This is a genomic window from Collinsella ihumii, from assembly GCF_900046475.1.
GTDB lineage: Bacteria > Actinomycetota > Coriobacteriia > Coriobacteriales > Coriobacteriaceae > Collinsella > Collinsella ihumii.
This window is the reverse complement of the sequence record NZ_FCOU01000010.1, coordinates 36,171-57,791: the sequence shown is the minus strand read 5'-3', so window position 1 is coordinate 57,791 and position 21,621 is coordinate 36,171. Positions and strand designations below refer to the sequence as shown.

The following is a 21,621-nucleotide window of genomic DNA, read 5'->3' as shown; positions in this document are numbered from 1 at the left end:
CCGGGATCGCGAGTACGGTGCATGATCGGGCGCGTGGCGCCAGACGTGCACCGTACCTACGTAAATGAGAAAGATTGCGAAAGGGGAAGCACCATGTACCGGATCGATTCCGCGCTCGTGCCCTACGTCATCGAGCAGACGCCGCGCGGCGAGCGCAGCTACGACATCTATTCTCGACTCCTCAACGATCGCATCATCTTCCTGGGCGAGGAGATCAACTCCACGACGGCCAACCTCGTCATCGCCCAGCTGCTGCACCTTGAGAGCCAGGATGCCGAGAAGGACATCTCGCTGTACATCAACTCTCCGGGCGGCGAGGTGTATTCGGGTCTTGCCATCCTCGACACCATGAACTTCATCAAGCCCGACGTGTCCACCATCTGCGTGGGCATGGCGGCGAGCATGGCCGCCGTCCTGCTGGCGAGCGGTGCGAAGGGCAAGCGCTTCTGCCTGCCCAACTCCATGATCATGATCCATCAGCCGAGCGGTGGCGCCCAGGGCCAGCAGACCGAGATCGAGATCGCGGCGCGCGAGATCAAGGAGACGCGCCGCAACCTCAACCAGATCCTGTCCGACGCGACGGGCCAGCCCTTCGAGAAGGTCGAGGCCGACACCGAGCGCGATCACTACATGCGTGCGAACGCCGCCCTCGAGTACGGCCTTGTCGACCGCATCGTCACGTCCCGCGCCGCCACGCAGGGGAGTGCTGAGTAATGGCCAACGACATGACGCCCGGCGAGGTGGGGTTCGGCCCCATCCACTGCTCGTTTTGCGGCAAGACCCAAGATCAGGTGCGTAAGCTCGTCAAGGGTCCCTCCAACATCTTCATCTGCGACGAGTGCGTAGCCGCGTGCTCCGAGATCCTCGAGGAATCGCTCGCCCAGGATTTCCTGGCGGCGCAGCAGCAGATGCCGTTCCCGCCCGAGGGGATGGGATTTGCGGCCTCCGAACCTGAGCCCGAGCCGGAGCCCGACACCAAGCACGTGGCCTCGCAGCTCATCAAGCGCGTGCCGACGCCCCATGAGATCTACGATCAGCTCTCCGCCTACGTCATGGGCCAGGAGGAAGCCAAGCGCGCCATGTCCGTGGCGGTGTACAACCACTACAAGCGCGTGCTCGAGCGCGGGGCGGACGCCGAGGCCTCCGAGAAGGGCAAGACGCTCGGCAAGCACGCTGTCGGCGGCGACCTTGACGATGTCGAGCTCGCCAAGAGCAACATCTTGCTGCTCGGCCCCACGGGTACGGGCAAGACGCTGCTCGCCCAGACGCTCGCGCGCATCCTCGAGGTTCCGTTCGCCATCGCCGACGCGACGGCGCTCACCGAGGCCGGCTATGTGGGCGAGGACGTCGAGAACATCCTGCTCAAGCTCATCAACGCGGCCGACGGCGATATCGCCCGCGCGCAGATCGGCATCATCTATGTCGACGAGATCGACAAGATCGCGCGCAAGGCGGAGAACCTGTCGATCACGCGCGACGTCTCCGGCGAGGGCGTGCAGCAGGCGCTGCTCAAGATCCTCGAAGGCACGGTCGCGAGCGTGCCGCCCACCGGCGGACGCAAGCATCCGCAGCAGGAGCTGCTTCAGATTGACACGACGAACATCCTGTTCATCTGCGGCGGCGCCTTCGTGGGGCTCGACAAGATCGTGTCCGACCGCGTGGGCAACAAGGGCGTGGGCTTCAACTCCGAGATCGCCGGCCCCACGTCGGCCGACGAGAACGACCTGCTCAAGCAGGTGCTCCCGCAGGATCTGAACGCATTCGGCATGATTCCCGAGTTCATCGGCCGCACGCCGGTGATCACGCAGACCAACGCGCTGTCCGAAGACGACCTTGTGTCGATTCTGACCGAGCCCAAAAACGCCATCGTGCGCCAGTACCGCAAGATGTTCGAGCTCGAGGACTGCGAGCTGGAGTTCGAGGACGAGGCCCTGCACGAGATCGCCAAGCTCGCGCTCGCCCGCAAGACCGGCGCGCGCGGCCTGCGCAGCATCTGCGAGGACCTGCTCCAAAAGACGATGTTCGACCTGCCGAGCGAGCAGGACGTCGCCAAGGTAGTCGTGACCGGCGCCTGCGTGCGCGGCGAGGAGGAGCCCCGTCGCGTGTACGAGGTCGACCTGGACTAAGTTCCGGCTCACTTCCGCGCAAGGGCGCGTCCGGGTTCGTCCCGGACGCGCCCTTGTTCTGTTTGGCGGCTGTGAACCGGCTTGCAGCTGCCGCGCCGGGCCGGGATGGGCGTGCGGAGCGGGGTTGTTGCGGTATAAATTCCGAATCGTGGTCAATTTGCCCATCGAACCGGGTTTTTCCCGAGCTGCGAGGGGTTCTGGCGGCCTGAAAGCCGGGCGTTTTCCGGGATATCGCATCGGTGGAGGCTTCGATGCCGCCATCGGATCAAGAACATTAACATCAAATATTGTGTGTTTCACTTGTGCAGTAGGCCCGCGGACGGGGTGCGGCGCGCCTGGCTCCCGGTTCGATGGGCAAATTGACCACGATCCGGAAATCATAGGTTGCTCGACGACGGCGGGGGGACAGGCGCGGCGCTCCGCCTTCTCCCGACAATGGGGTCAAGTGACGATTTCCCGTAGGTATGGCGCAACCGCGGGGACATTCGTGGTAACCTCAAGACTTGTGTATCGCAACAGAAAGGGAATTTCGCATGGAAGAGATGCCCAAGACATACGATCCGTCTGAAAACGAGCCCAAGATCCTTCAGAAGTGGCTCGACGGCGGCTACTACCAGCGTCGTCCCGGCGTGGGCGACTGCACCGTGACCATCCCGCCTCCCAACGTGACCGGCGTGCTGCATATGGGCCATGCGCTCGATGACTCCATCCAGGACGCCATCGTCCGCGAGGCGCGCATGCGCGGCCGCTCCACCCAGTGGATCCTGGGCACCGACCACGCGGGCATCGCCACGCAGACCAAGGTCGACAAGAAGCTGAAAGAGGAGGGTAAAAACCGCCTCGAGATGGGCCGCGAGGCCTTCATCGACGCCTGCTGGGACTGGACGCATGAGTACGGCGGCACCATCAAGGAGCAGATCAAGCGCATGGGCTGCTCGGTCGACTTCGAGCACGAGCGCTTCACGATGGACGATGACTACGCCGAGGCCGTGCGCAAGGTGTTCTGCGACTGGTACCACGACGGGCTCATCTACCGCGGAAAGCGCATCGTTAACTGGTGCCCCTCCTGCACCACGGCCATCTCGGACGACGAGGCGGAGTACAAAGACGAGTCCGGCCACCTGTGGCACCTGCGCTACCCGCTGACCGAGCCGGTGAACGGGCAGGACTACATCGTCGTCGCCACGACGCGTCCCGAGACCATGCTCGGCGACACCGGCGTCGCCGTCAGCCCCAAGGATCCCGAGAAGGCCGCCTTCGTGGGCAAGACCGTGATGCTGCCCATCGTCAACCGCGAGATCCCCATCTTCGAGGACTGGCACGTCGATGCCGGCTTCGGCTCCGGCTTCGTCAAGGTCACGCCTGCGCACGACCCCAACGACTACGCCATGGGCGCCGCGCACGACCTTCCGCAGATCAACATCTTCGACGAGCACGCGGTCGTCGTGGACGGCTACGGCGAGTTCTCCGGCATGACGCGCGACGAGTGCCGCGAGGCCGTCGTGGCGTGGTTCGAGGAGCACGGCCTGCTCGACCACATCGAGGACCATGACCACTCGGTCATGCACTGCTACCGCTGCGACACCACGCTCGAGCCCTGGCTGTCCGAGCAGTGGTTCGTTGCCGTCGACAAGCTCAAGGGGCCTGCGATCGAGGCCGTGGAGTCTGGTCGCGTCCGCTTCAACGCGGAGCGCTGGAAGCAGTCCTACCTCACCTGGATGGAGAACCTCAAGGACTGGTGCATCAGCCGTCAGCTGTGGTGGGGCCATCGCATCCCCGTGTTCTACTGCGAGGACTGCGGCTGGGAGGACGCCCTCATGGAGGACACCGACGTGTGCCCCAAGTGCGGCGGCCACCACGTGCATCAGGACGAGAACGTGCTCGACACCTGGTTCAGCTCGCAGCTGTGGACCTTCGCCACGCAGGGCTGGCCGCAGAAGCCCGAGGCGCTCGAGGGCCATCATCCCACGACGGCGCTCGTCACCGCGCGCGACATCATCGCGCTGTGGGTCGCCCGTATGATCATGAGCTCCGAGTACTTCCTGGGCGAGGAGCCGTTCCACGACGTCGTCATCTACCCGACGATCCTCGCCAAGGACGGCAGCCGCATGTCCAAGTCCAAGGGCAACGGCGTGGACCCCATGGTCCTGATGGACAAGTACGGCGCCGACGCCATGCGCTTCAACCTGCTCTCCCTGTTCACCAACAACCAGGACGTCAAGTTCGATGCGGACATCGATAAGAAGACGCATGAGTTCAAGGGCAGCCCGCGCACCGAGCAGGCCAAGTCGTTCGTGACCAAGATCTGGAACGCGAGTCGCTTCCTCCTCATGAACATGGAAGGCTATACGCCGGGCGAGCCGGTGGCCGAGACGCCGGCCGACGCCTGGATGTTCAGCCGCCTTGCCAAGACGGTCGCCTCGGTAACCGAGGGCATCGAGGGCTACACGTTTGGCGACGTCGCGCGCAGCATCCAGAGCTTCTTCTGGAACGAGGTCTGCGACTGGTACGTCGAGGTGACCAAGAGCCGTCTGAAGGACGAGGGCGCCCGCCTGCAGGCGCAGCGCAACCTCATCTTCGTGCTCGATACGAGCCTGCGCCTCATGCACCCGCTCATGCCGTTCGTGACCGAGGCGATCTGGGACGTCATGCCCGCGAGCTGCCTCGATATGGACGGCGAGCGCGCCGAGGCTCTCATGGTCGCCGCGTGGCCCGAGCCCGCTGACTTCGAGCGCTGGGTGAACGAGCCGGCCGAGCGCGCCTTCGAGCTCACCCGCGCCGTGGTGACCGACGTGCGCTCCACGCGTGCCCGCTACCGCATCAGCCCCAAGGAGCAGCTGGATGTGCACGTGTGCGCTCACAGCGCCGAGGTCGCCGAGGCGATCGAGGGCATGGCCGAGTTCATCCGCGGCTTTGCGAGCGTGAAGACGCTGAACGTCGTGGACGAGGAGGGCTTTGCCAAGCCCGAGGGCTCCATCGCCCTGGCCGGCCCGGACTTCAACGCCTACGTGGTCGTGGGCGACCTGGTGGACTTCGATGCCGAGCGCGCCCGCATCGAGAAGACCATCGCCAAGGACGAGAAGGAGCTGGCGAGCGCCAACAAGACCCTCGCCAACGAGGGCTTCGTGGCCAAGGCCGCGCCCGAGGTCGTGGCAAAGAAGCGCGAGCGCGCCGCTGAGCTCGAGGCCGAGATTGCCGCGCTCAAGGCCCAGCTGGCCGATTTCGCGTAGCCAAGCCGGAGGGGCTGCTGCTTTTGAGGATCCGTCCCAAAAGCTGCGGCCCCCTCGCTAAGAGAAACGGGGCCCGTTGCCGTATGCGGCAACGGGCCCCGTTTCTGTTACAGGGAGTCTCAGCGCATCGGCTACGCGATGCCCATGTACTCCTTCATGCCCTCGATGGCCACCTTGGCGCCGGCGACCGCGTGCACGACGGTGCGGGGGCCGGTCGCCACGTCGCCGGCGGCGAAGACGCCGGGCACGGTGCACATGTTCTTCTCGTCCACCTCGAGCAGGCCTCGGTCGTTGGTGGCAAGGCCGTCGGTCGTGAGCACGAGCTTGTCCTTCGGCAGCTGCGACACGGCGATCACGACGGTGTCGCAGGTCACGTGGTCGAGCTCGTCCTCGTACCCTGTCACCTTGCCGTCCTCATCGAAGATCGCCGTGCGGAAGACGGGGCCCTCCTTCTCGATGGCGATGACGTCCTTGCCGCGCACGATCTCGCAGCCCTCGAGCTCGGCGTACTCGACCTCCTCCGAGCTCGCCGTGACGTTGTTGGTGTTGGAGTACAGCGTCACGCGGTGCGCGCCGTGGCGCAGCGCGGTGCGCGCCACGTCCATGGCGACGTTGCCCACGCCGATGATCGCCACGTCGCGGCCCAAGTCGACGGAATCGGGATCCACAAGGTAGTCGATGCCGAAGAAGACGTTGCCGCGCCCCTGTCCGCGGATGTCGAGCTTGCGGGCGCGCCAGGTGCCCGTGCCCACGAAGACGCTGTCGTAGCCGTCGCGGAACAGGTCGTCGATGTTCAGCGCGCCGCCGATGGTGGTGGAGGGGCGCAGGCGCACGCCGAGCGAGACCATGATGTCGCGATAGCGGCCCACGAGCTCCTTGGACAGGCGGAACTCCGGGATGCCGTAGCGCAGCACGCCGCCGATCTCCGCCTTCTGCTCGAACACGGTGACGTCGCAGCCCGCCTCCGCCATCTTGATGGCGACGGTGATGCCCGCGGGACCCGAACCGATCACGGCGACGGACTTGCCGTTGGGTTCTGCGCGCTTGGGCGTGTAGCGGTCGAGGTAGGTGCGGGAGATGTAGCTCTCGATGCTGGAGAAATGCACGGGGTTGCCCTTGCGCCCCTGGATGCAGTTGCCCTCGCACTGGTTGGAATGGTTGCAGATAAGCGAGCAGACGGCGCTCATGGGGTTGTTCTCGAACAGCAGCGTGCCCGCCTCGTCCATCTTGCGCTCTTTGAATAGGTTGATCACCTCGGGGATGGGCGTGTGGACGGGGCATCCCTTGATCTGGCACATCGCCCGCTTGCACCCGAGGCACCTGTTTGCCTCCTCGACAACATGAATCGCCATGCTCTTCTCCCATCGTTCGCGTCGTGGTCCCAGCTGAGTTCGTTTCAGCGTGCGGTTGTGCTCTAGCATATCGCCTGGTGCGGCCCGTTTATATGAAATGGCCTGCACTTTGCGTGGTTTTGTTCTAGGTGCCAGCTGCGGGTAGGCAGGCGAGCCAACAATGAGGTACCGGTACCCGCAATCTTGACGCTCCCTCCACATGCGGTGCTCGCGGCGGCGCCAAGCGCCTTCATCCGCCGTGCCCGCATCCGCCCGCGCGGGGGCGGATGCGTGGTAGTATCTAGAGCGCCGCGCCCGCAGGTGGCGCGGCGCTCTGGATCACATGAAACGTAGGAGCTGACCCATATGCCTAAACGAACCGATGCGTACGCGGTGCGCTTCGAGGTGCCCGAGCTTTCCTTTGACGAGGCGGTGTCGCTTGCCGCCGACACGGGCCGCATCTCGGGCGACGCCGGCCCGCTGCTCGAGACGGTCGTCGACATGCTCGACGAGCTCGGGCGTCCCGACGAGCACTACGACTGCCTGCAGATCGCGGGCACGAACGGCAAGACCTCGACGACCCGTTTTGCCGCCGCGATCCTTGTCGGCGAGGGCCTTCGTACCGCGCTCTACACGTCCTGTCTCTTATACACATCTAGATGTGTATAAGAGACAGCCGCATGACCGTGATGCTGCCCATCGTCAACCGCGAGATCCCCATCTTCGAGGACTGGCACGTCGATGCCGGCTTCGGCTCCGGCTTCGTCAAGGCGGCGCGCACGGCGGCGGGGCAGCGCGCTTACACGATCACGCCGTTCGACCTGCTGACCGTTGCCGCGTTCGTCGTCTTCGCCGAGGCGAGGGTCGATGTCGCGGTGCTCGAGGTGGGTATGGGCGGCCGCTGGGACGCCACGAGCGCGGCCGATCCGGTGGCGGTCGCCATCACGGGCATCGGGCTCGACCACATGCGCATCCTGGGCGATACCTTGGGCGAGATTGCGGCCGAGAAGGCTGCTGTCATCAAGCCGGGGCGCATCGTCGTGCTCGGCGAGGGGACGCACGAGCCGGAGGTGCAGCGCGTGATGGACGAGCGCTGCGAAGCTTGCGGGGTGACGCCGCTCGTCGTGACCCATGAGGTGCGCGAGCTTCCGCGCCATGTGGGAGACATGCTCGCCTTCGCCACGGCAACTGAGCGGACAACTTACGAGGTACGCTTTCCCAAGCCGAGCTACCAGCCTCAAAACGCCGCCTGCGCCATCCATCTGGTCGAGGCGTATCTCGGCCGCCAGCTGAGCCCCGCCTCGCTCCAGCTCAGCTTGGAGACCTGCCCCACGCCCGGGCGGTTCGATATCGTGCGGCGTCGGCCCCTTGTCCTCATCGATGCCTGCCACAACCCTCAGAGCTGCGAGAACTTCGTCAGCGCGCTCGATGAGGTCGACGAGGACGTCTCGAAGCGGCCGCTGCTGCTCATCGCGGCGCTTTCCGATAAGGACGTGTCCGGCATCGTGCGCACGCTCGTCCCGGCGTTCCCGCGCTTCGCGGTGACGGCGACGGCATCCGACCGCGCGCTTGCTCCCGGTGAGCTTGCGCAGCTTGTCGCCGAGGAGCTCGAGCGAGAGGGGAGGGCGCCTGACGGCCTGCTTTCCGTCTACGACACGGTCGCCGACGCGCTGGACGCGCTCACCGAGGCGGGAGAGCCCGTTGTTGCTGCCGGGACCATCACGCTTGCCGGTGAGGTTGCCGGGTTGTTGCGGAGTTGATAGGCTGAGACGTCTCGAGGTGACCTGCGGCCGTGTTGTGCGGGGGCGGGTCGCCTTGGGGCGCTCTGATGGTGCTGGGTTTGATGGGGCGTCTCGATTAACCCAAAGCAGGTTCATTTCCCGCATGATTTTTCTTACAGCTTGATCAGCAACATTGTTAATCGGAGTGCTGTGCCGACGATTTCGCTTGGGGGTAGGACATGGCGTCGGCAGTTGCAGGTCGAGTGCAGGAAGACAACAGTTCCGCTTATCCGGTCGCGGGGAAGCCGTCCGAAACGAAAACGGGGCAGAACCGCTTTCGCAGTCCCGCCCCGATAAGCCCGAAGGCTTTGCTAGATGAGGTCATTGTAGCAGGCCTACCGCCTTCGTCAAGCGCTCGATGAACAGCAGGGCGGCGACTGCCGGGTTTTCCACGGGTACGTCACTTGAGCGGACGGCGGCGAACAGCGAGGTGAGATGCCGCTCCCTTTCCGCTCGGGCCTCTCCTGCAGGAACGATCTGCGCGTACAGGTGCAGCATCGCGCACATCTGCACCATTCTCGTGCCGCGCAGCCATTTGGCACGCAGGCGCTTGGGGACTTCCGTCGACGTAAGCGCGTTCACGAGGGATGCCGGTGGGCGCATGCGCGGGTCGGCATCGGTGAGCCCGTTGACTCCACATGCGCCGTGTGCAGTCGCGTTACGGACGGAGCGCGTGTACTTGAGCAAGTAGTGAACGTCCTGGAGGTCCTCATCTTCCCATCTGTCGGCACAGAACTTGACGAGGCCGGAGAACATCCCGAAGGGAACGACCTCGCAGAACGCCCATACCGGCATGTCGTACCGGTACTTGCGTACGACGGCGCCGACGTAGGGGTCCTTCATCCGACGGTCGAGCTCCGACTCAATGTAGGACCGCTGCTCCTCCGAGCGGCTTTCGTAGTAGTCGAGCATGAGGGCGTAGCCGTCCTCGCCATGGTCCTCGGCGGCGGCGAGCAGGCGCACCTTGGCGAAATGCTCGACGTCGAGGGTCATGGGGAGCAGGACGTCGCGCAGCATGCGGTCGAGGTTGGAGAGGGTCTTGAGGTGCCCGAAGTCCAAGTTGACGTACTGGCCATCGCGCGGGCCGCCGACGTGCTTGGGGAAGAGCTTGCGGTAGGCGTATACGCGGAAGAACTGGCATTTGGTGCGTAGGTGGGAGGCGGCCTCCTCCTCGGAGCAGAGCTCGAAGGCGATACCCTTTGCCTTCATGTGGGCGATCTGCTGCCCGATGGTGAGCAGAGGCTTGGAGTGACGCTTTGCTTGGAACGATTCGGTCTGGTCTTGAGTGGGGCGCTCTGGCGCCGGCTGGGACTGGGTGATGTTTTGGGTCTGTTCAGTCATGGGCGGCTCCTTGTTGGCTCGGGTGTCCATTCTACCAGCGCGGCGGCGCGCGGCGTCGAACGCGCGGCGAACCGAGTCCATCGCCTCGGCGTGCCGGCACGGGTGGACTCGCGCGAGCGGAGCTCATGGGACCTGTAGAGTGTCGCCGCTATGTGGGTGACTCGGAGGTTGCGCATCTTGGCGCGGCGCGACTTCGTGTTCTTGAGCCCCAAGGCGTTCATGGAGCGCAGCATGTTGTCGGGGGCCTGGAAGACCGCACGGTCGGAAGAGGGCTAGAGGCGCGTCACAGGCCGCCGCTTCTTTCGTGGCATCGCGACATGACGCGATGTCGCGATTGCTATCAGTCTGCTTGCTTCCCATTGCTCTTGCTCCAGCTCGTGCCCCGCCCCTCGCCGTTTCGCACGACAAGCCCCTCGGCCTCAAGCGGTCTCAGGTTACGCTGAGCCTGGCGACGGGTCTGCCGGACGCGCTACCATGCCCGGTTTTTAGCATGTATATTGCGCTGATAAACCAGCAGGTAGCGAGAATCTGCTTGCATAAAAATCAGTCCAAATTAAAACCCACAAAGGACATAGGTTGAGTTTGGTGCGATTTTTGAGTGCCTTCCGTCCATATGCGCCGAGCCCCTCGACAAAAGCCCAGTTGAATCCTGCGGCTTTGTCGAAGGGTGCGGCGCATAGGGTGAAAGGGCACTCAAAAATCGCACCAAACTCGTATACATGGTTTTTTTGACTGTCCCAGAGAGGGATCGGCACATTGGGACCGTTGCTTTGTACCGGCCGCCACCATGAGCGGGCTGCCTGTTTGCGATTTTGTGTAATGACGAGGGGATATCCTCTATCTGGCACCGCGCTGTCTGAGTGGTTCGAAGATGATACGTGCCGGAACTTTGCCGGAACATTCTCGGCCCTCTTCGCTGCCGTCCGCACCTGCAAAGGGGTCGGGGCGATGGAAGGTGAGCTTGGTTCCGAACGGGACCTCCTCGTAGCTCACTCGGACGCCAGCCCTGTCGCACAGGTCGCGGATCTTCCTGATACCCATGCCAGACGACTCGATGTCGCCGGAGCGGCACAGCGTCGTCGCGAGGAGCTCGTTGCGGGTGGTCGAGTCGCTGCTCACGCCCGCCAAGTGATCGTCGGGGTCTTGCCCGTCGATGAACCAGCCGGGGCTGATGATGTCCACGGCGTCGCTGTAGACGTCCACCTGCACGTAGCCGGGACGGTACCAGATCCGGTGGGCGTAGGCGTTCATGAGCGCCTCGCGGATCGCCTCGAAGGGTATCTCGGGGATTTCGTCTCGCGTGCGCTTGCCGGCAACCACGAAGCGCCTGCGGATGTTGTTGGCGATGAAGAACTCCGCCTCGTCCACCAAGCGGAACAGCGTTTTCGACTTCAGTCGCACGTCGAGCGCCTCGGTCCGCTCGCGCGTCTTGAACACGCCCATCTTGAGCTGCACGCCCACCGACGGGCAGAACAGCACGGCGGCGGCGTTGGTGAGCCTCCCGCCTGCGAGGAGGTGCAGGCTTGAGAGCGTCCCCTCCACGGAGCGGCGCTCGAAGGAGATGGGCCCCCTTTCTCGCCCGCGCTCGACGAACCTGCGCGCACATCAGATGGGTTCAGGCTATGGAAGCGTCACAAGCCGCCGCTTTTGCGACATCGCGACACGGCGCACCGTCGCGATGACCCGCGCGCAGGGCGGGCGCGGAACGGCGCCTCATACCGCGCCCGCCTCGCACGCATCTGCGCGTTCCGTCAGGCGCAATCGCCTGCCGTGTTAATTAGGCTGTCAATCAGCTCGAAACAAGCGCTTTTACCTGCATGCCCCTTTTAACAGCCTTATTAACAGCACTGTTAATAAGAACCCTGGGCAGGTTTGTAGACCCGCCCCCTGCGGCCCCCGGTCTTCTCAAGGAAGCCGTTATCCGCCATGGCGTTGAGGATCCTCCGGGCGGTGTAGTCCTTGACGTCGAGCAGCTCGGCTGCTTCTGCGGTCGTGATGCCGCCGCGTTCGCGCGCGCGGCGCAGCACGGCCGTCTTCCTGCTCTCGGTGGCGTCGGACGCGCCATCCCTAAGCGGGCCCCCGGTCGCGGGGTCGCCCCCCGCGACGGCCTCCGCGCGCGTGAACCGCACGTGCACACTGCCCACACACTCGAATACTTCCACGGGCACGCCCTGCGCGTCGCATGCGGCCTTGATGCGCCTCAGTCCCGTGCCGTAGGTCTCGATGTCGTCGGAGCGGTAGAGGGTGCGAGCGATCAGCTGGTTGCGCGGCTTGGAGGCCGTTACCGCGCCGGACAGGTAGTCCTCCGGCGCGTACCCTGCGGGGAAGGAACCGGGGCTGTAGATGTCCACGGCGTCCCAGAATATGTCGATCTGTATCGCCGCGTCGTCCTCGTAGCGCCGGTGGCAGAACGCGTTGAACAGCGCCTCGCGGATCGCGCTGAGCGGGATTTCGGGCACCTTCTCCCGGTGCAGGGACGAGCCGTCAATGACGAAGGCACGCCGGATGTTGTTCAGGATGTAAAGCTCGGCGGCCTCTACCAGCTGAAAGAGCGTGCCCGTCTCCTGACGGTTGTCAAGGATGTGCACCCGCTCGCTGTCGGCAAGCACCCCCATGCGCAGCATGACGTTCTTGGACGGGCAGAAGCACGCTGCGGCCGCGTTGGTGAGGCAACCATCGTCGCAGAGCAGCCCCAAGCGGGCCAGCACGTCGCGCGCGTCCGTGTAGCCGAAGGGGATACGGCGGCGCTCCACGCCGCGCTCCACGTAGGCTCGCAACGTCTCCTCGTCGACCTCGGACAGCGACCGCCCCGACGACCTCCCGTCCCACGGGTCCCGCTTCGCCGCGCGCTCCAGCATCATCCCCTCGAGCGCCGCTACGCTCATCGGCAGGTCCTCGTCCGCGCTCCTGATCCGGTAGCGCCCGTCGCAGGCGTAGGGGCGCTCGTCTCCCGAGAAGGCCGCCCATATGCAGGATTACCCGTCCTCGGTCACCAGGTGCTCGACGGTGGGGTACACCCTCGGCTCGATCCGGTTGGTGAACGCCTGCGACACGTCGCGCAGCGTCTTCTCGGAGACGTCCTGGCCCACGACCTCGCCGTCGGAGGGCCTCACGCCGAAGTACAGCGTGCCCCGTCCGTGCTTGTTCAGGATCGAGGCCGCCGACTCCATGCCCTCGCGCAGCTCCGACGTCGACCGCTTGTGCTCGACGGTCTCGCTCTCCTTGCCGAGGTTCATGGCCGGCTCCCTTCGATCTCGCTTCCTGCCTGTACATTCTGCCAGCGTCTCGATCTGCGACGGCTTTTTACCTCCCTTCTTGTCGGGGCGGAGGCGCGGGATTGCCGCCGGTGGCGGCGGTTGCGCGCCGCGGACAAGGAGGAGGTTTTCATAGCATGGAGGACGTACGGGTACGCGCGGGTGTCAACGCGGGAGCAGAACCTGGGCAAGCAGCTGGACGCGCTCGTCGCGTTCGGCGTGGACGAGGTGTTCGCGGACAAGGCGAGCGGGAGGGACTTCGAGCGGCCGGAGTGGATTCGCCTGACGGCAGCGCTGCGGGCGGGCGACGTGCTCGTGGTGAAGTCGATAGACCGGCTGGGCCGCGGCTGTGAGGAGATTATCGAGCAGTGGAGCGCCATCACCAAGGAGGTCCGCGTCGACGTCGTGGTGCTGGACATGCCGCTTCTGGACACCCGAGAGGACAGGGGCGGCGTGACGGGTGCGCTCATATCCGACATCGTGCTGCAGCTGCTCTCCTACGTGGCCCAGGTGGAGCGCGAGAGCATCCACCAGCGCCAGGCGGAAGGCATCGCCGCCGCCAGGGCGCGCGGCGTGAGGTTCGGCAGGCTCAAGAAGAGACGGCCCGGCCTCTGCAAAAACACCAGGAAAGATCGCCTTGCGGAGTATATCGCGAGGTCGGTGACGGAACGGTGCATCAAGGTATCCGTTTCCCACATCGGGAAGGCTGCCGCATGGGGACCAGGTGGAGAATGCGACGGCACGTGAAGAGGAAGGGCACGAATGCGCAGGTAGAAGGCGGCGCAGACGACGTCAAAAAGTACACCTTTTTAGAATCATATTTCGGACCCTATTATACACATCGAAGGGCTGCGGCGTGTAAAGAAACCGCAGCTCTCCACATGCGTCCCACTCTTGACTTTTGATAATCAGGCACCCCTTCAAAACGTGTACCTTTTCGCGCCCTCTGGGGCGCGGCGGGGCCGGGGAGGAGGGGCCGGGATGCCCGTTGCAGCAGCGCCATCAGCGAGGTCGGGAGCCCGCGGCGGCAGCCTGGCCGCGGGGCTCCCCATGGGGCGGCGCACCCCGCGCGGCCGCGAGCGCTGGTACCTCCTGCGGATGCCGGAGGGGCGCGAGGCGAGCCTCTGCGCGGAGCTGAAACGTCTGCTCCCCGAATCGGTCCTCTCAGACGCCTTCGTCCTGCGCAAGGAGCGCTGGATGAAGCGCGGCGGGACCTGGTTCCTGGAGCCGGTGAACATGTACCGGGGGTACGCGTTCGCGATCTCCTCGGACGCGGCGGGGCTCGCCAAATCGCTCGCCCGCCTGACTCTTCCCGTGGAGCTCGTGGGGACAGAGGCCCGCTCCTGGGCCCCGCTCGCCGACGAGGCGGCGGCGTGGTACGCCTCCGCCATGGACGCGTCGCACGTCATCCGCAGCTCCACCGCCGTCATCGTGGACGGGGCGCTGCACGTGCAGTCCGGGCCCCTGGTGGGCCAGGAGTCGCGCATCTCCAAGGTCGACCGGCACCGCAGGCGCTGCCAGGTGCTCGTGGGGGAGGACGATACCGCCTTCACCGAGCAGGCTCCCATAGACGTGCCGTTCAAGAGCTGACGCGAACGGTTGATTACCAAGCACTACCGCAACTGCAGGAACACGGGACCGGGGTCGGGATCTTTTGTCAATGGGACTGATGGAACAAGGCGTGCCCCCAGCAATCGAGGGGCGGGCACTCGATGCCACGCATGGGCATGCGGGGGCTGTCGCGGTGACCCCTGAGGAGGCGGTGCCGGAGATCTCCGAGCCCAAAGCGATAACCGAAGAAAAGGCCGGCTGGATCCAGGCGAGCGTAACCGACGCCGAGGCGGCGCACATGCTGCTCGGCGCGGACTCGGGCGTCCGCCCGCTGCTGAGCCGCCACGGCTACCGCACGGCCAAACGCGCCTTCGACATTGTGGCGTCAGGCCTCGCCATCGCCGTGCTGCTGATGCCCGGCCTCGTCCTCTCTGCCGCCATCTGTGCCAAGTCCCCGGGCGCGGGCCCGCTCTACAGCCAGCTGCGCGTGGGGCGCGTGCGCAGAGACGGCACCTACCGCCTCTTCCGTATGTGGAAGTTCCGGAGCATGGTGCCCCACGCCGACGAGATGCTGAAAGAACTCCAGGACTCCAACGAGGCCGACGGCCCGCTCTTCAAGATCAAAGACGACCCGCGGGTCATCCCCGGCATCGGCACGTTCATCCGCAGGCACTCCATCGACGAGCTGCCCCAGCTGCTCAACGTGTTCGTCGGGCAGATGAGCCTCATCGGCCCGCGCCCCGCGCTCCCCAGGGAGATCGTCCAGTACGGCGAGCGCGCCATGCAGCGCCTGCGCGTCAAACCGGGCTGCGGGGGAGCGTGGCAGGCAGGCGAGCGCAGCGACTCGACGTTCGACGGCATGGTTGACGCCGACCTGGAGTACATCGAGAAGAGCTCGCTCTCCCACGACCTCGGCTTGGTCTTCGACACCGTGCGCTCCATGCTCGACGGGAAGGGGGCGTACTGATGGACCTTTCGAAAGCGAAGGTGTGCATCCCCACCTCCTCGGGCGGGCACCTCACGCACATGCGCATGCTCATGCCGGTGATCTGCCAGGCGGCAGACCGGTTCTGGGTGACCTTCGACAAGGAGGACGCCAACACCGCACTCGCGGGCGAGCGCGTCTACCACTGCTTCTTCCCGACGAACCGCAACCTCTGGAACACGGTGAGGAACACGCTGCTCGCGATCAGGGTTCTCCGGAAGGAGAGGCCCGACCTCATCGTGTCGTCCGGAGCTGCGGTGGCGGTGCCGTTCTTCCTGGTCGGCAAGCTCCTGGGCGCCAGGACCGTCTACGTGGAGGTCTTCGACCGCGTCGACGCGCCCACGCTCACCGGCAGGCTCGTGCGACGCATGACCGACCTGTTCGTCGTCCAGTGGCCCGAGATGGAGGCGGTCTACCCCGGCTCCGTGAACCTCGGGCCGGTCTTCTAGGGGGCGGTGCGGATGGTGTTCGTTACTGTCGGAACCCACGAGCAGCCCTTCGACAGGCTGGTCAAGGCGATAGACGGGCTCGTCGCGGACGGGACGCTCGAGGAGGAGGCCTTCGTCCAGACGGGCTACTGCACGTACGAGCCCGAGCACTGCGGATGGGCGAGGTTCGTGCCCGCCCCCGAGATGCGCTCGCGCATGGAGGAGGCCGACGTCGTGGTCACCCACGGCGGGCCGTCCTCCTTCATCGAGGCGATGGCGGCTGGAAAGGTGCCGGTCGTCGTGCCCCGCTATGAGCGGTTCGGCGAGCACGTGAACGACCACCAGGAGGCGTTCGTGCGCCTAGTGGCGGAGCGGCAGGGCGGGATCGTGCCAGTCTACGACGTCGCCGACCTGGCCGCCGCCATCGAGGGGGCGCGCCGGCTGTCGAGGTCGGGCGCCGGGTTCAGGAGCCACAACGCGGAGTTCTGCCGTGAGCTTCGCGAGCGGATAGAGAGGCTGTAGCTTTATGGATGAGCCGCGCGTCGGCATCATGTCAATGCAGAGGATACGCAACTATGGGTCGTTCCTGCAGGCCTACGGTCTGAGGAGGATGCTGGAGTCGCTGGGGTGCGAGGTTCGCTTCGTCGACTACCATCCGGGTCCCTGCCTGGTGGAGCCGGAACGCCCGAGCCGCCTGCCGCGCCCCGCGGCCAAGCTCGCCGAGGTCCTGGAGGGGCCGGGGCCGCTCGCGGCCAAGCTCGCCTACGCCAACTACAAGCGGCGATACGACGAGCGCACCTGGCCGCTGCTGGGGCTGCCCGCCGAGCCGGATTGCCGCACAGACGACCTCGACATGCTCGTCATCGGGTCGGACGAGGTGTTCAACTGCGTGCAGGCCAACGCCAACGTGGGATTCAGCCCCGACCTGTTCGGCGCGGGCTCCGAAGCGGATCGCACTATCACCTACGCCGCATCCTGCGGGAACACGACCGTCGCGAAGCTGCGCGAGCACGGCGTTGCCGGCGAGGTGGCCGGCTGGCTCCGGAGCCTCGACGCCGTGTCGGTGCGCGACGAGAACACCGCCTCTGTGGTGCGGGAGCTCGCCGGGACGGACCCGGCACGCAATCTCGACCCCGTGCTCGCCTGGGACTTCTTCGGCGAGGAGGACGTCCCGGCGAGCCCCGTCGAGGGGCGCTACATGATCGCCTACGCCTACTCTGGCAGGCTCACAAGTGAGGAGTGCGCCGCGCTGCGCTCCTACGCCGACGAGAGCGGCCTCAGGGTCGTCAACGTCGGCGGCGTCCAGGGGTGCTGCGACGGGTTCCTCGACCTCGGCCCCCTCGAGGTGCTGGCAGCCTTCCGGGGCGCCGAGTGCGTGCTCACCGACACCTTCCACGGCACCATCCTGTCCGTCATCGCCGAGCGGCCGTTCGCCACCATCGTGCGCAGGCGGGGCTACGGCAACGCCGAGAAGCTCGCCGACCTGCTCGCGCGCTTGGGCCTCGAGTCCCGCGCCGCATCCTCGCCAACCGACTTTCCCCGACTGCTCGACGCCGCCCCCGACTGGACTCCTGTGCGCGCCCGGATCGGCGAGGGACGCGCCGCCGCCCGCGCTTACCTTACCGAGCAAATCTCGCTCTGTACGGGAGATGGTTTGCGTTGAAACTCAAATTGCTTTTCGTCAGAGCGCTCAGGGCGCTTCAGGCCACGCACGTCGCGGCTCCTTTCCGCGTGCGCCTGCTCAGGTTATCCGGTCTCGACGTGGACTGTACGGCTCTCGTTCGCAGCGGGGTGCTCTTCCAGGTGTCCGATCTCCATGTCGGTCGCGAGGCTTTCATCGGCAACGGTTGTCGCTTCTACTCCAGCGTGCGCTACCCCTGCACGGTTGTGATCGGTAACGAGGCGAAGGTCGCTCCCGAGGTAATGTTCTGCTGCATCACCCACGAGACGGGCGATGCACGGCGCCGTGCGGGCGAGGTCTACAACGACGGGATCGAGATCGGCGACGGCTGCTGGATCGGCACGCGGGCGACAATACTCCCCGGCGTGCGAATCGGCGCGGGCAGCGTGATCGCCGCCGGCGCCGTTGTGACGAAGGACTTCCCGGAGAACTGCTTGGGGGGGGTGTCCCTTGCCGCGTCATCCGGCGCCTGGACGAGGGGGTCTGGTCCACGTGAAGTGCAGGAGTTTCAGATATGCCTAAAGTTAGCGTGATAGTTCCCGTCTACAACGTGGCGGCGTTTCTCCCGAAGTGCGCTGAGTCCATTCTCGGCCAGACGCATCGGGATCTTGAGTTGTTACTTGTTGATGACGGCTCCACGGACGGCTCTTCGGAGATCTGCGATGCCATCGCCGCAGGCGATTTCCGCGTGCGTGTTCTACACAGAGATAACGCCGGTGTGAGCGCAGCCCGAAACGCGGGAATCGATGCCGCCGGCGGCGAATGGGTCTGTTTCGCGGACGGCGACGACTGGGTTCACCCGGAATACGTAGAGTACCTGCTGGGGCTCGCCCAGTGGGCAGGCGCTCCCATCGCCACCATGAGAAGCTTCGAGACAGACTTCGGGGGCGGCCGGCCTCGGAAGGAGACCCGAGAGGTCTGGACGGGCGAGCAGGCGTTGCTCGCCACACTGCGTTACCGCCTGCCCATAGGCTGCAACGCTCGAATATTCGAGCGTTGCAGCCTCGAAAAAAACGGGATTCGCTTCTTCGAGGAACTTGCTGTCGGCGAGGGGTTCAACTTCAACTGTTTGGCCTTTCAGGCGGTGGACAGGGTCGCGGTTGGCAACCGGAGACTCTACCATTATCGCAAGGACAACGCGAACAGCGTCACCACAAGGTTCGACGTGCGCAAATGGGAGAACGGTATCCATGCTATCGAGCTGATAAGGCAACATTCGAGGATTGATTCGGATGAGTTCGAATCCTCCTGGCAATACGCCTGGTGGAGGACGAACTCTGACGCGTACGACCTCGTCGTGCTGTCTCGCTCCGAGGGCGAGTGCCGGGACTTCTACCGGAAGGTTCTCGACGTCACGCGCAGCCAGTGGAAGATTGCCCTCAAAGTTCCGATTTCGACGAAGGATCGCCTTCGCGCGATCGTCATGGGCGTATGCCCGAGGGCCATTCCCTGGGCCATGCTGCAGCGCCGCAAGTTACATAAGGTCGAAGTGGAGACGCAGGGGCAAGCATGATTAGCAACCGGGGTAACAGAAGAATTCTTGTGGCGAGCACAGGGGGTATCAAGAACGACGGGATCACCTCTTGGATCAAGGCGATTATCGGAGCGATGAATCTTGACGGAATCGAGATTGACGTTGTGGCCTGGTCGGGAACCGACCAGGCTGTCATCGAAGCCGTCCGTAAGCACGTCACGAACGTTCATATCCTGCCATCGCGTCAAAATGACCCATTCGGATACGCTCGAGCTTTGCGCAGGCTGACGGAGGCTCGGCAATATGACGTTTTCCATATCTGCGGCAGCAGTGGTCTTGTTGCATTGGAGCTTGCGGTGGCTGCAGTCAGCGGAGTTCCGATAAGGATTGCTCACTCCCACAACACGACGTGTCAGCATATTGTGCTTGATAAGGTTGCAAGGCCACTGATGAGAAAACTTGCTAACGTCCGGCTCGCCTGCGGAAGGGATGCGGGCAAATGGCTGTTTGGAGACAACAACTTCGCTATCATACCGAACGGAAAGAACGTCTGCGATTTCACTTTTGACGCGAATGCTAGAAAAATGGCGAGGGAGAGGCTTGCCATACCTCAGAACGCAGTAGCAATCGGACACGTCGGAAGATTCAACGAGCAGAAGAACCACGCGAAGCTGCTGGAGGTCTTCCGAGAACTCCGCAATCGTTCGACGAAATACAAGCTTGTCCTGATCGGCGACGGCGGCTTGCTTCCTGAGACTCGGGAACTGGCTAGCAAGTTGGGTATCGGCTCGTCTGTGCTGTTCCTGGGCAGAAGGTCCGACGTCCCATTCTTGTTGAACGCCTTGGACTGCATGATTCTTCCCTCGCTGTACGAAGGGTTTCCAAACGTCGTCCTCGAGTGGCAGATAAACGGATTGCCGTGTATCGTTTCGGACTCCGTGACGCGCGAATGCGCCGTCACTCCGCTCGTACGTTTCGTCTCGCTTTCAGAGCCGGCTTCCGCATGGGCGGCGTACGTCGAGGAGGCCTTTTCCCAGTCAAATCGCAGACTCGACAGCAGACGAGCAACCCGCGATGTGTCTGAAGCGGGCTACGACATCAAGAAGAACGCGGCGATGCTCCGCGAATTCTACGTCAAGGGGGTGTCATGATGAATCTCTCCAAGATTATCAAGTGGTCGGCGAGCGCCGTCCGTCTCGCTGCCCTGAAGGCCGGGCTGGGCCTCAGGGTCTCCTGGCCGCGCGGCGGCAAGCCCGTCTACATAGGGCGCGGGGCCAGGATCCGCGTCGCCGGGGGCGGCCGGCTCGATGTCGGCGCAGGCCTCTACCTCAGCGAGAACTGCCTCGTCCAGGTGAACCCCGGCGCTCGCGTCATCCTCGGCGATGGCGTCTTCATGAACGCAAACGCCCGCGTTGTGGCCGCGGAGTCGGTGCGCGTGGGCGACCGCGCCATGCTCGGCCCCAACGCGTGCGTGTACGACCACGACCATGCTTTCGGGGAAGGCGGGGTTTCGGGCGACCTCGTCGCGTCCCCCGTCGAGGTTGGCGAGCGCTGCTGGATCGGTGCAAACTCCCTCGTCACGCGCGGCGTGAGAATCGCCGACCGGATTTGCGTCGGGGGGGGGGCGGTCGTCACGCGCTCCCTGGAGGAGCCTGGCGTCTACGCCGGCGCTCCCGCGAAGCTCGTCAGGCGCCTTGCTGCGCCGGGCGGGGGCGTGAGCGATGGGCCTGATGGAAAAGCTGTCGCGCCTCACCTGGGAGACCGTGAGGCTCAAGTGGCGCTCCAAGGTGGCCGTCCCGCTGCTCCGGGACAGGCTGAGGGGTGAGCTCCTGGTGACCGACTTCACGATCATATCCAACAACTGCTGGGGCGGCATGGTCTACGAGAGCTACGGTCTCAGGAAGATGAGTCCGACTATAGGCATGTTCATCATGCCGGCAGACTTCGTGCGTCTCTGCGCCGATCTTCCTGGGTATCTGGCTAAACCCCTTGAGTTTATTACTCCGGAGGAGTCAAAGTGGGCTTCGGTGCTCCGCACTAATGACAACTGGGGTACCTATCTCATCGGGCGCGTGGGCGACGTGGAGCTGCATATGCTGCACTACCACGATGAGAAGGCTGCTCGGCGGAAGTGGGAGTCTCGCGTCGGCCGCGTCAACTACGATCGCCTCTTGTATAAGCTCAACGATCAGAACGGTGCTACAGAGGAAGATCTCTTGGCCTTTGATGCATTGCCATTGGAGCACAAGGTGGTTTTCAGCGCACGGGATCATTCCAAAGTGTCCTCCTGTGTCAAGATGCGCTGCCCAAAGGACCACGAGTATATCCGTGCATCCTACGAACCGTTCGGCCATAACCGAGCCTTCAATGTGACGGCATACATAAACAGCCTTTCAACTGAAGGAAATAGTCCGAATGCCAACCAAGATTGAGGCCTCT

Annotated in this window: 21 protein-coding genes; 16 read left to right on the top strand and 5 right to left on the bottom strand. The window is 64.5% G+C overall.

Going from position 1 to position 21,621, the window contains the following annotated elements:
* Positions 1-93 precede the first annotated feature (93 nt).
* The 3 genes from BN3789_RS08260 (at position 94) to BN3789_RS08250 (ending at position 5,356) form a co-directional block, all read left to right on the top strand.
* The gene (locus BN3789_RS08260) at positions 94-714 is read left to right on the top strand and encodes an ATP-dependent Clp protease proteolytic subunit (protein ID WP_066832786.1); all 621 of its coding nucleotides are present in this window, start codon (positions 94-96) and stop codon (positions 712-714) included.
* Entirely contained in the window at positions 714-2,126 is a 1,413-nt protein-coding gene (clpX, locus tag BN3789_RS08255; protein WP_066832783.1) for an ATP-dependent Clp protease ATP-binding subunit ClpX, read from the top strand. Before BN3789_RS08260 ends, clpX begins: the two co-directional genes overlap by 1 nt.
* 533 nt (positions 2,127-2,659) lie before the next feature.
* On the top strand, positions 2,660-5,356 hold the full coding sequence (locus BN3789_RS08250) for a valine--tRNA ligase (RefSeq protein ID WP_066832781.1): 2,697 nt from the start codon (positions 2,660-2,662) through the stop codon (positions 5,354-5,356).
* A gap of 131 nt (positions 5,357-5,487) precedes the next feature.
* Here the strand turns inward: BN3789_RS08250 and BN3789_RS08245 are convergent, their stop codons facing one another.
* Positions 5,488-6,708: an FAD-dependent oxidoreductase gene (locus BN3789_RS08245; protein ID WP_066832778.1), complete on the bottom strand. Its 1,221-nt coding sequence runs from the start codon at positions 6,706-6,708 to the stop codon at positions 5,488-5,490.
* Between the two features lie 345 nt (positions 6,709-7,053).
* Between BN3789_RS08245 and BN3789_RS13505 the strand changes: the two genes are divergently transcribed.
* A complete protein-coding gene (locus tag BN3789_RS13505; RefSeq protein WP_411431533.1) occupies positions 7,054-7,356 on the top strand; it encodes a hypothetical protein in 303 nt (100 codons plus the stop codon).
* Positions 7,357-7,493: 137 nt separating this feature from the next.
* Positions 7,494-8,447, top strand: a complete 954-nt coding sequence (locus tag BN3789_RS08240) for a bifunctional folylpolyglutamate synthase/dihydrofolate synthase (RefSeq protein WP_411431534.1) — start codon at positions 7,494-7,496, stop codon at positions 8,445-8,447.
* A gap of 342 nt (positions 8,448-8,789) precedes the next feature.
* Here the strand turns inward: BN3789_RS08240 and BN3789_RS08235 are convergent, their stop codons facing one another.
* The 4 genes from BN3789_RS08235 to BN3789_RS08220 form a co-directional block, all read right to left on the bottom strand.
* Positions 8,790-9,809, bottom strand: coding sequence for an Abi family protein (locus tag BN3789_RS08235; protein ID WP_066832775.1), 1,020 nt, complete (start codon positions 9,807-9,809; stop codon positions 8,790-8,792).
* Between the two features lie 837 nt (positions 9,810-10,646).
* Positions 10,647-11,351 (bottom strand): ATP-binding protein, encoded by a 705-nt coding sequence (locus BN3789_RS08230; RefSeq protein ID WP_066832772.1) that lies wholly within the window; start codon positions 11,349-11,351, stop codon positions 10,647-10,649.
* Between the two features lie 308 nt (positions 11,352-11,659).
* Positions 11,660-12,694, bottom strand: a complete 1,035-nt coding sequence (locus tag BN3789_RS08225; RefSeq protein WP_066832768.1) for an ATP-binding protein — start codon at positions 12,692-12,694, stop codon at positions 11,660-11,662.
* 90 nt (positions 12,695-12,784) lie between these two features.
* Positions 12,785-13,045, bottom strand: coding sequence for an AlbA family DNA-binding domain-containing protein (locus tag BN3789_RS08220; protein WP_066832765.1), 261 nt, complete (start codon positions 13,043-13,045; stop codon positions 12,785-12,787).
* Positions 13,046-13,165: 120 nt separating this feature from the next.
* Between BN3789_RS08220 and BN3789_RS08215 the strand changes: the two genes are divergently transcribed.
* From BN3789_RS08215 to BN3789_RS08165, 11 genes are all read left to right on the top strand, one after another.
* The gene (locus BN3789_RS08215; protein ID WP_066832762.1) at positions 13,166-13,810 is read left to right on the top strand and encodes a recombinase family protein; all 645 of its coding nucleotides are present in this window, start codon (positions 13,166-13,168) and stop codon (positions 13,808-13,810) included.
* Between the two features lie 234 nt (positions 13,811-14,044).
* Positions 14,045-14,653, top strand: coding sequence for a hypothetical protein (locus BN3789_RS08210; protein ID WP_147569629.1), 609 nt, complete (start codon positions 14,045-14,047; stop codon positions 14,651-14,653).
* Between the two features lie 91 nt (positions 14,654-14,744).
* Positions 14,745-15,581 (top strand): sugar transferase, encoded by an 837-nt coding sequence (locus BN3789_RS08205; protein WP_202615102.1) that lies wholly within the window; start codon positions 14,745-14,747, stop codon positions 15,579-15,581.
* Positions 15,581-16,048, top strand: a complete 468-nt coding sequence (gene pssD, locus BN3789_RS08200) for a PssD/Cps14F family polysaccharide biosynthesis glycosyltransferase (RefSeq protein ID WP_066832756.1) — start codon at positions 15,581-15,583, stop codon at positions 16,046-16,048. The genes BN3789_RS08205 and pssD overlap by 1 nt, the downstream gene beginning before the upstream one ends.
* A 12-nt stretch (positions 16,049-16,060) precedes the next feature.
* Positions 16,061-16,549, top strand: a complete 489-nt coding sequence (locus tag BN3789_RS08195) for a glycosyltransferase (protein WP_066832753.1) — start codon at positions 16,061-16,063, stop codon at positions 16,547-16,549.
* Positions 16,550-16,577: 28 nt separating this feature from the next.
* Positions 16,578-17,690, top strand: coding sequence for a polysaccharide pyruvyl transferase family protein (locus BN3789_RS08190; RefSeq protein WP_161938992.1), 1,113 nt, complete (start codon positions 16,578-16,580; stop codon positions 17,688-17,690).
* Positions 17,687-18,241, top strand: coding sequence for an acyltransferase (locus BN3789_RS13435; protein WP_066832743.1), 555 nt, complete (start codon positions 17,687-17,689; stop codon positions 18,239-18,241). Before BN3789_RS08190 ends, BN3789_RS13435 begins: the two co-directional genes overlap by 4 nt.
* The gene (locus tag BN3789_RS08180) at positions 18,223-19,221 is read left to right on the top strand and encodes a glycosyltransferase family 2 protein (RefSeq protein WP_066832740.1); all 999 of its coding nucleotides are present in this window, start codon (positions 18,223-18,225) and stop codon (positions 19,219-19,221) included. Before BN3789_RS13435 ends, BN3789_RS08180 begins: the two co-directional genes overlap by 19 nt.
* A complete protein-coding gene (locus tag BN3789_RS08175) occupies positions 19,218-20,333 on the top strand; it encodes a glycosyltransferase family 1 protein (RefSeq protein WP_066832737.1) in 1,116 nt (371 codons plus the stop codon). Before BN3789_RS08180 ends, BN3789_RS08175 begins: the two co-directional genes overlap by 4 nt.
* On the top strand, positions 20,330-21,007 hold the full coding sequence (locus BN3789_RS08170; RefSeq protein WP_066832735.1) for an acyltransferase: 678 nt from the start codon (positions 20,330-20,332) through the stop codon (positions 21,005-21,007). The genes BN3789_RS08175 and BN3789_RS08170 overlap by 4 nt, the downstream gene beginning before the upstream one ends.
* Positions 20,913-21,614, top strand: a complete 702-nt coding sequence (locus tag BN3789_RS08165) for a DUF1919 domain-containing protein (RefSeq protein WP_161938991.1) — start codon at positions 20,913-20,915, stop codon at positions 21,612-21,614. The genes BN3789_RS08170 and BN3789_RS08165 overlap by 95 nt, the downstream gene beginning before the upstream one ends.
* Positions 21,615-21,621 lie beyond the last annotated feature (7 nt).

Coding starts and splice junctions, on each gene's coding strand:
- BN3789_RS08260 (WP_066832786.1), top strand. CDS start 94: ATGTACCGGATCGATTCCGCGCTCGTGCCCTACGTCATCGAGCAGACG.
- clpX (WP_066832783.1), top strand. CDS start 714: ATGGCCAACGACATGACGCCCGGCGAGGTGGGGTTCGGCCCCATCCAC.
- BN3789_RS08250 (WP_066832781.1), top strand. CDS start 2,660: ATGGAAGAGATGCCCAAGACATACGATCCGTCTGAAAACGAGCCCAAG.
- BN3789_RS08245 (WP_066832778.1), bottom strand. CDS start 6,708: ATGGCGATTCATGTTGTCGAGGAGGCAAACAGGTGCCTCGGGTGCAAG.
- BN3789_RS13505 (WP_411431533.1), top strand. CDS start 7,054: ATGCCTAAACGAACCGATGCGTACGCGGTGCGCTTCGAGGTGCCCGAG.
- BN3789_RS08235 (WP_066832775.1), bottom strand. CDS start 9,809: ATGACTGAACAGACCCAAAACATCACCCAGTCCCAGCCGGCGCCAGAG.
- BN3789_RS08225 (WP_066832768.1), bottom strand. CDS start 12,694: ATGAGCGTAGCGGCGCTCGAGGGGATGATGCTGGAGCGCGCGGCGAAG.
- BN3789_RS08220 (WP_066832765.1), bottom strand. CDS start 13,045: ATGAACCTCGGCAAGGAGAGCGAGACCGTCGAGCACAAGCGGTCGACG.
- BN3789_RS08210 (WP_147569629.1), top strand. CDS start 14,045: ATGCCCGTTGCAGCAGCGCCATCAGCGAGGTCGGGAGCCCGCGGCGGC.
- pssD (WP_066832756.1), top strand. CDS start 15,581: ATGGACCTTTCGAAAGCGAAGGTGTGCATCCCCACCTCCTCGGGCGGG.
- BN3789_RS08195 (WP_066832753.1), top strand. CDS start 16,061: ATGGTGTTCGTTACTGTCGGAACCCACGAGCAGCCCTTCGACAGGCTG.
- BN3789_RS08190 (WP_161938992.1), top strand. CDS start 16,578: ATGTCAATGCAGAGGATACGCAACTATGGGTCGTTCCTGCAGGCCTAC.
- BN3789_RS08180 (WP_066832740.1), top strand. CDS start 18,223: ATGCCTAAAGTTAGCGTGATAGTTCCCGTCTACAACGTGGCGGCGTTT.
- BN3789_RS08175 (WP_066832737.1), top strand. CDS start 19,218: ATGATTAGCAACCGGGGTAACAGAAGAATTCTTGTGGCGAGCACAGGG.
- BN3789_RS08170 (WP_066832735.1), top strand. CDS start 20,330: ATGATGAATCTCTCCAAGATTATCAAGTGGTCGGCGAGCGCCGTCCGT.
- BN3789_RS08165 (WP_161938991.1), top strand. CDS start 20,913: ATGGAAAAGCTGTCGCGCCTCACCTGGGAGACCGTGAGGCTCAAGTGG.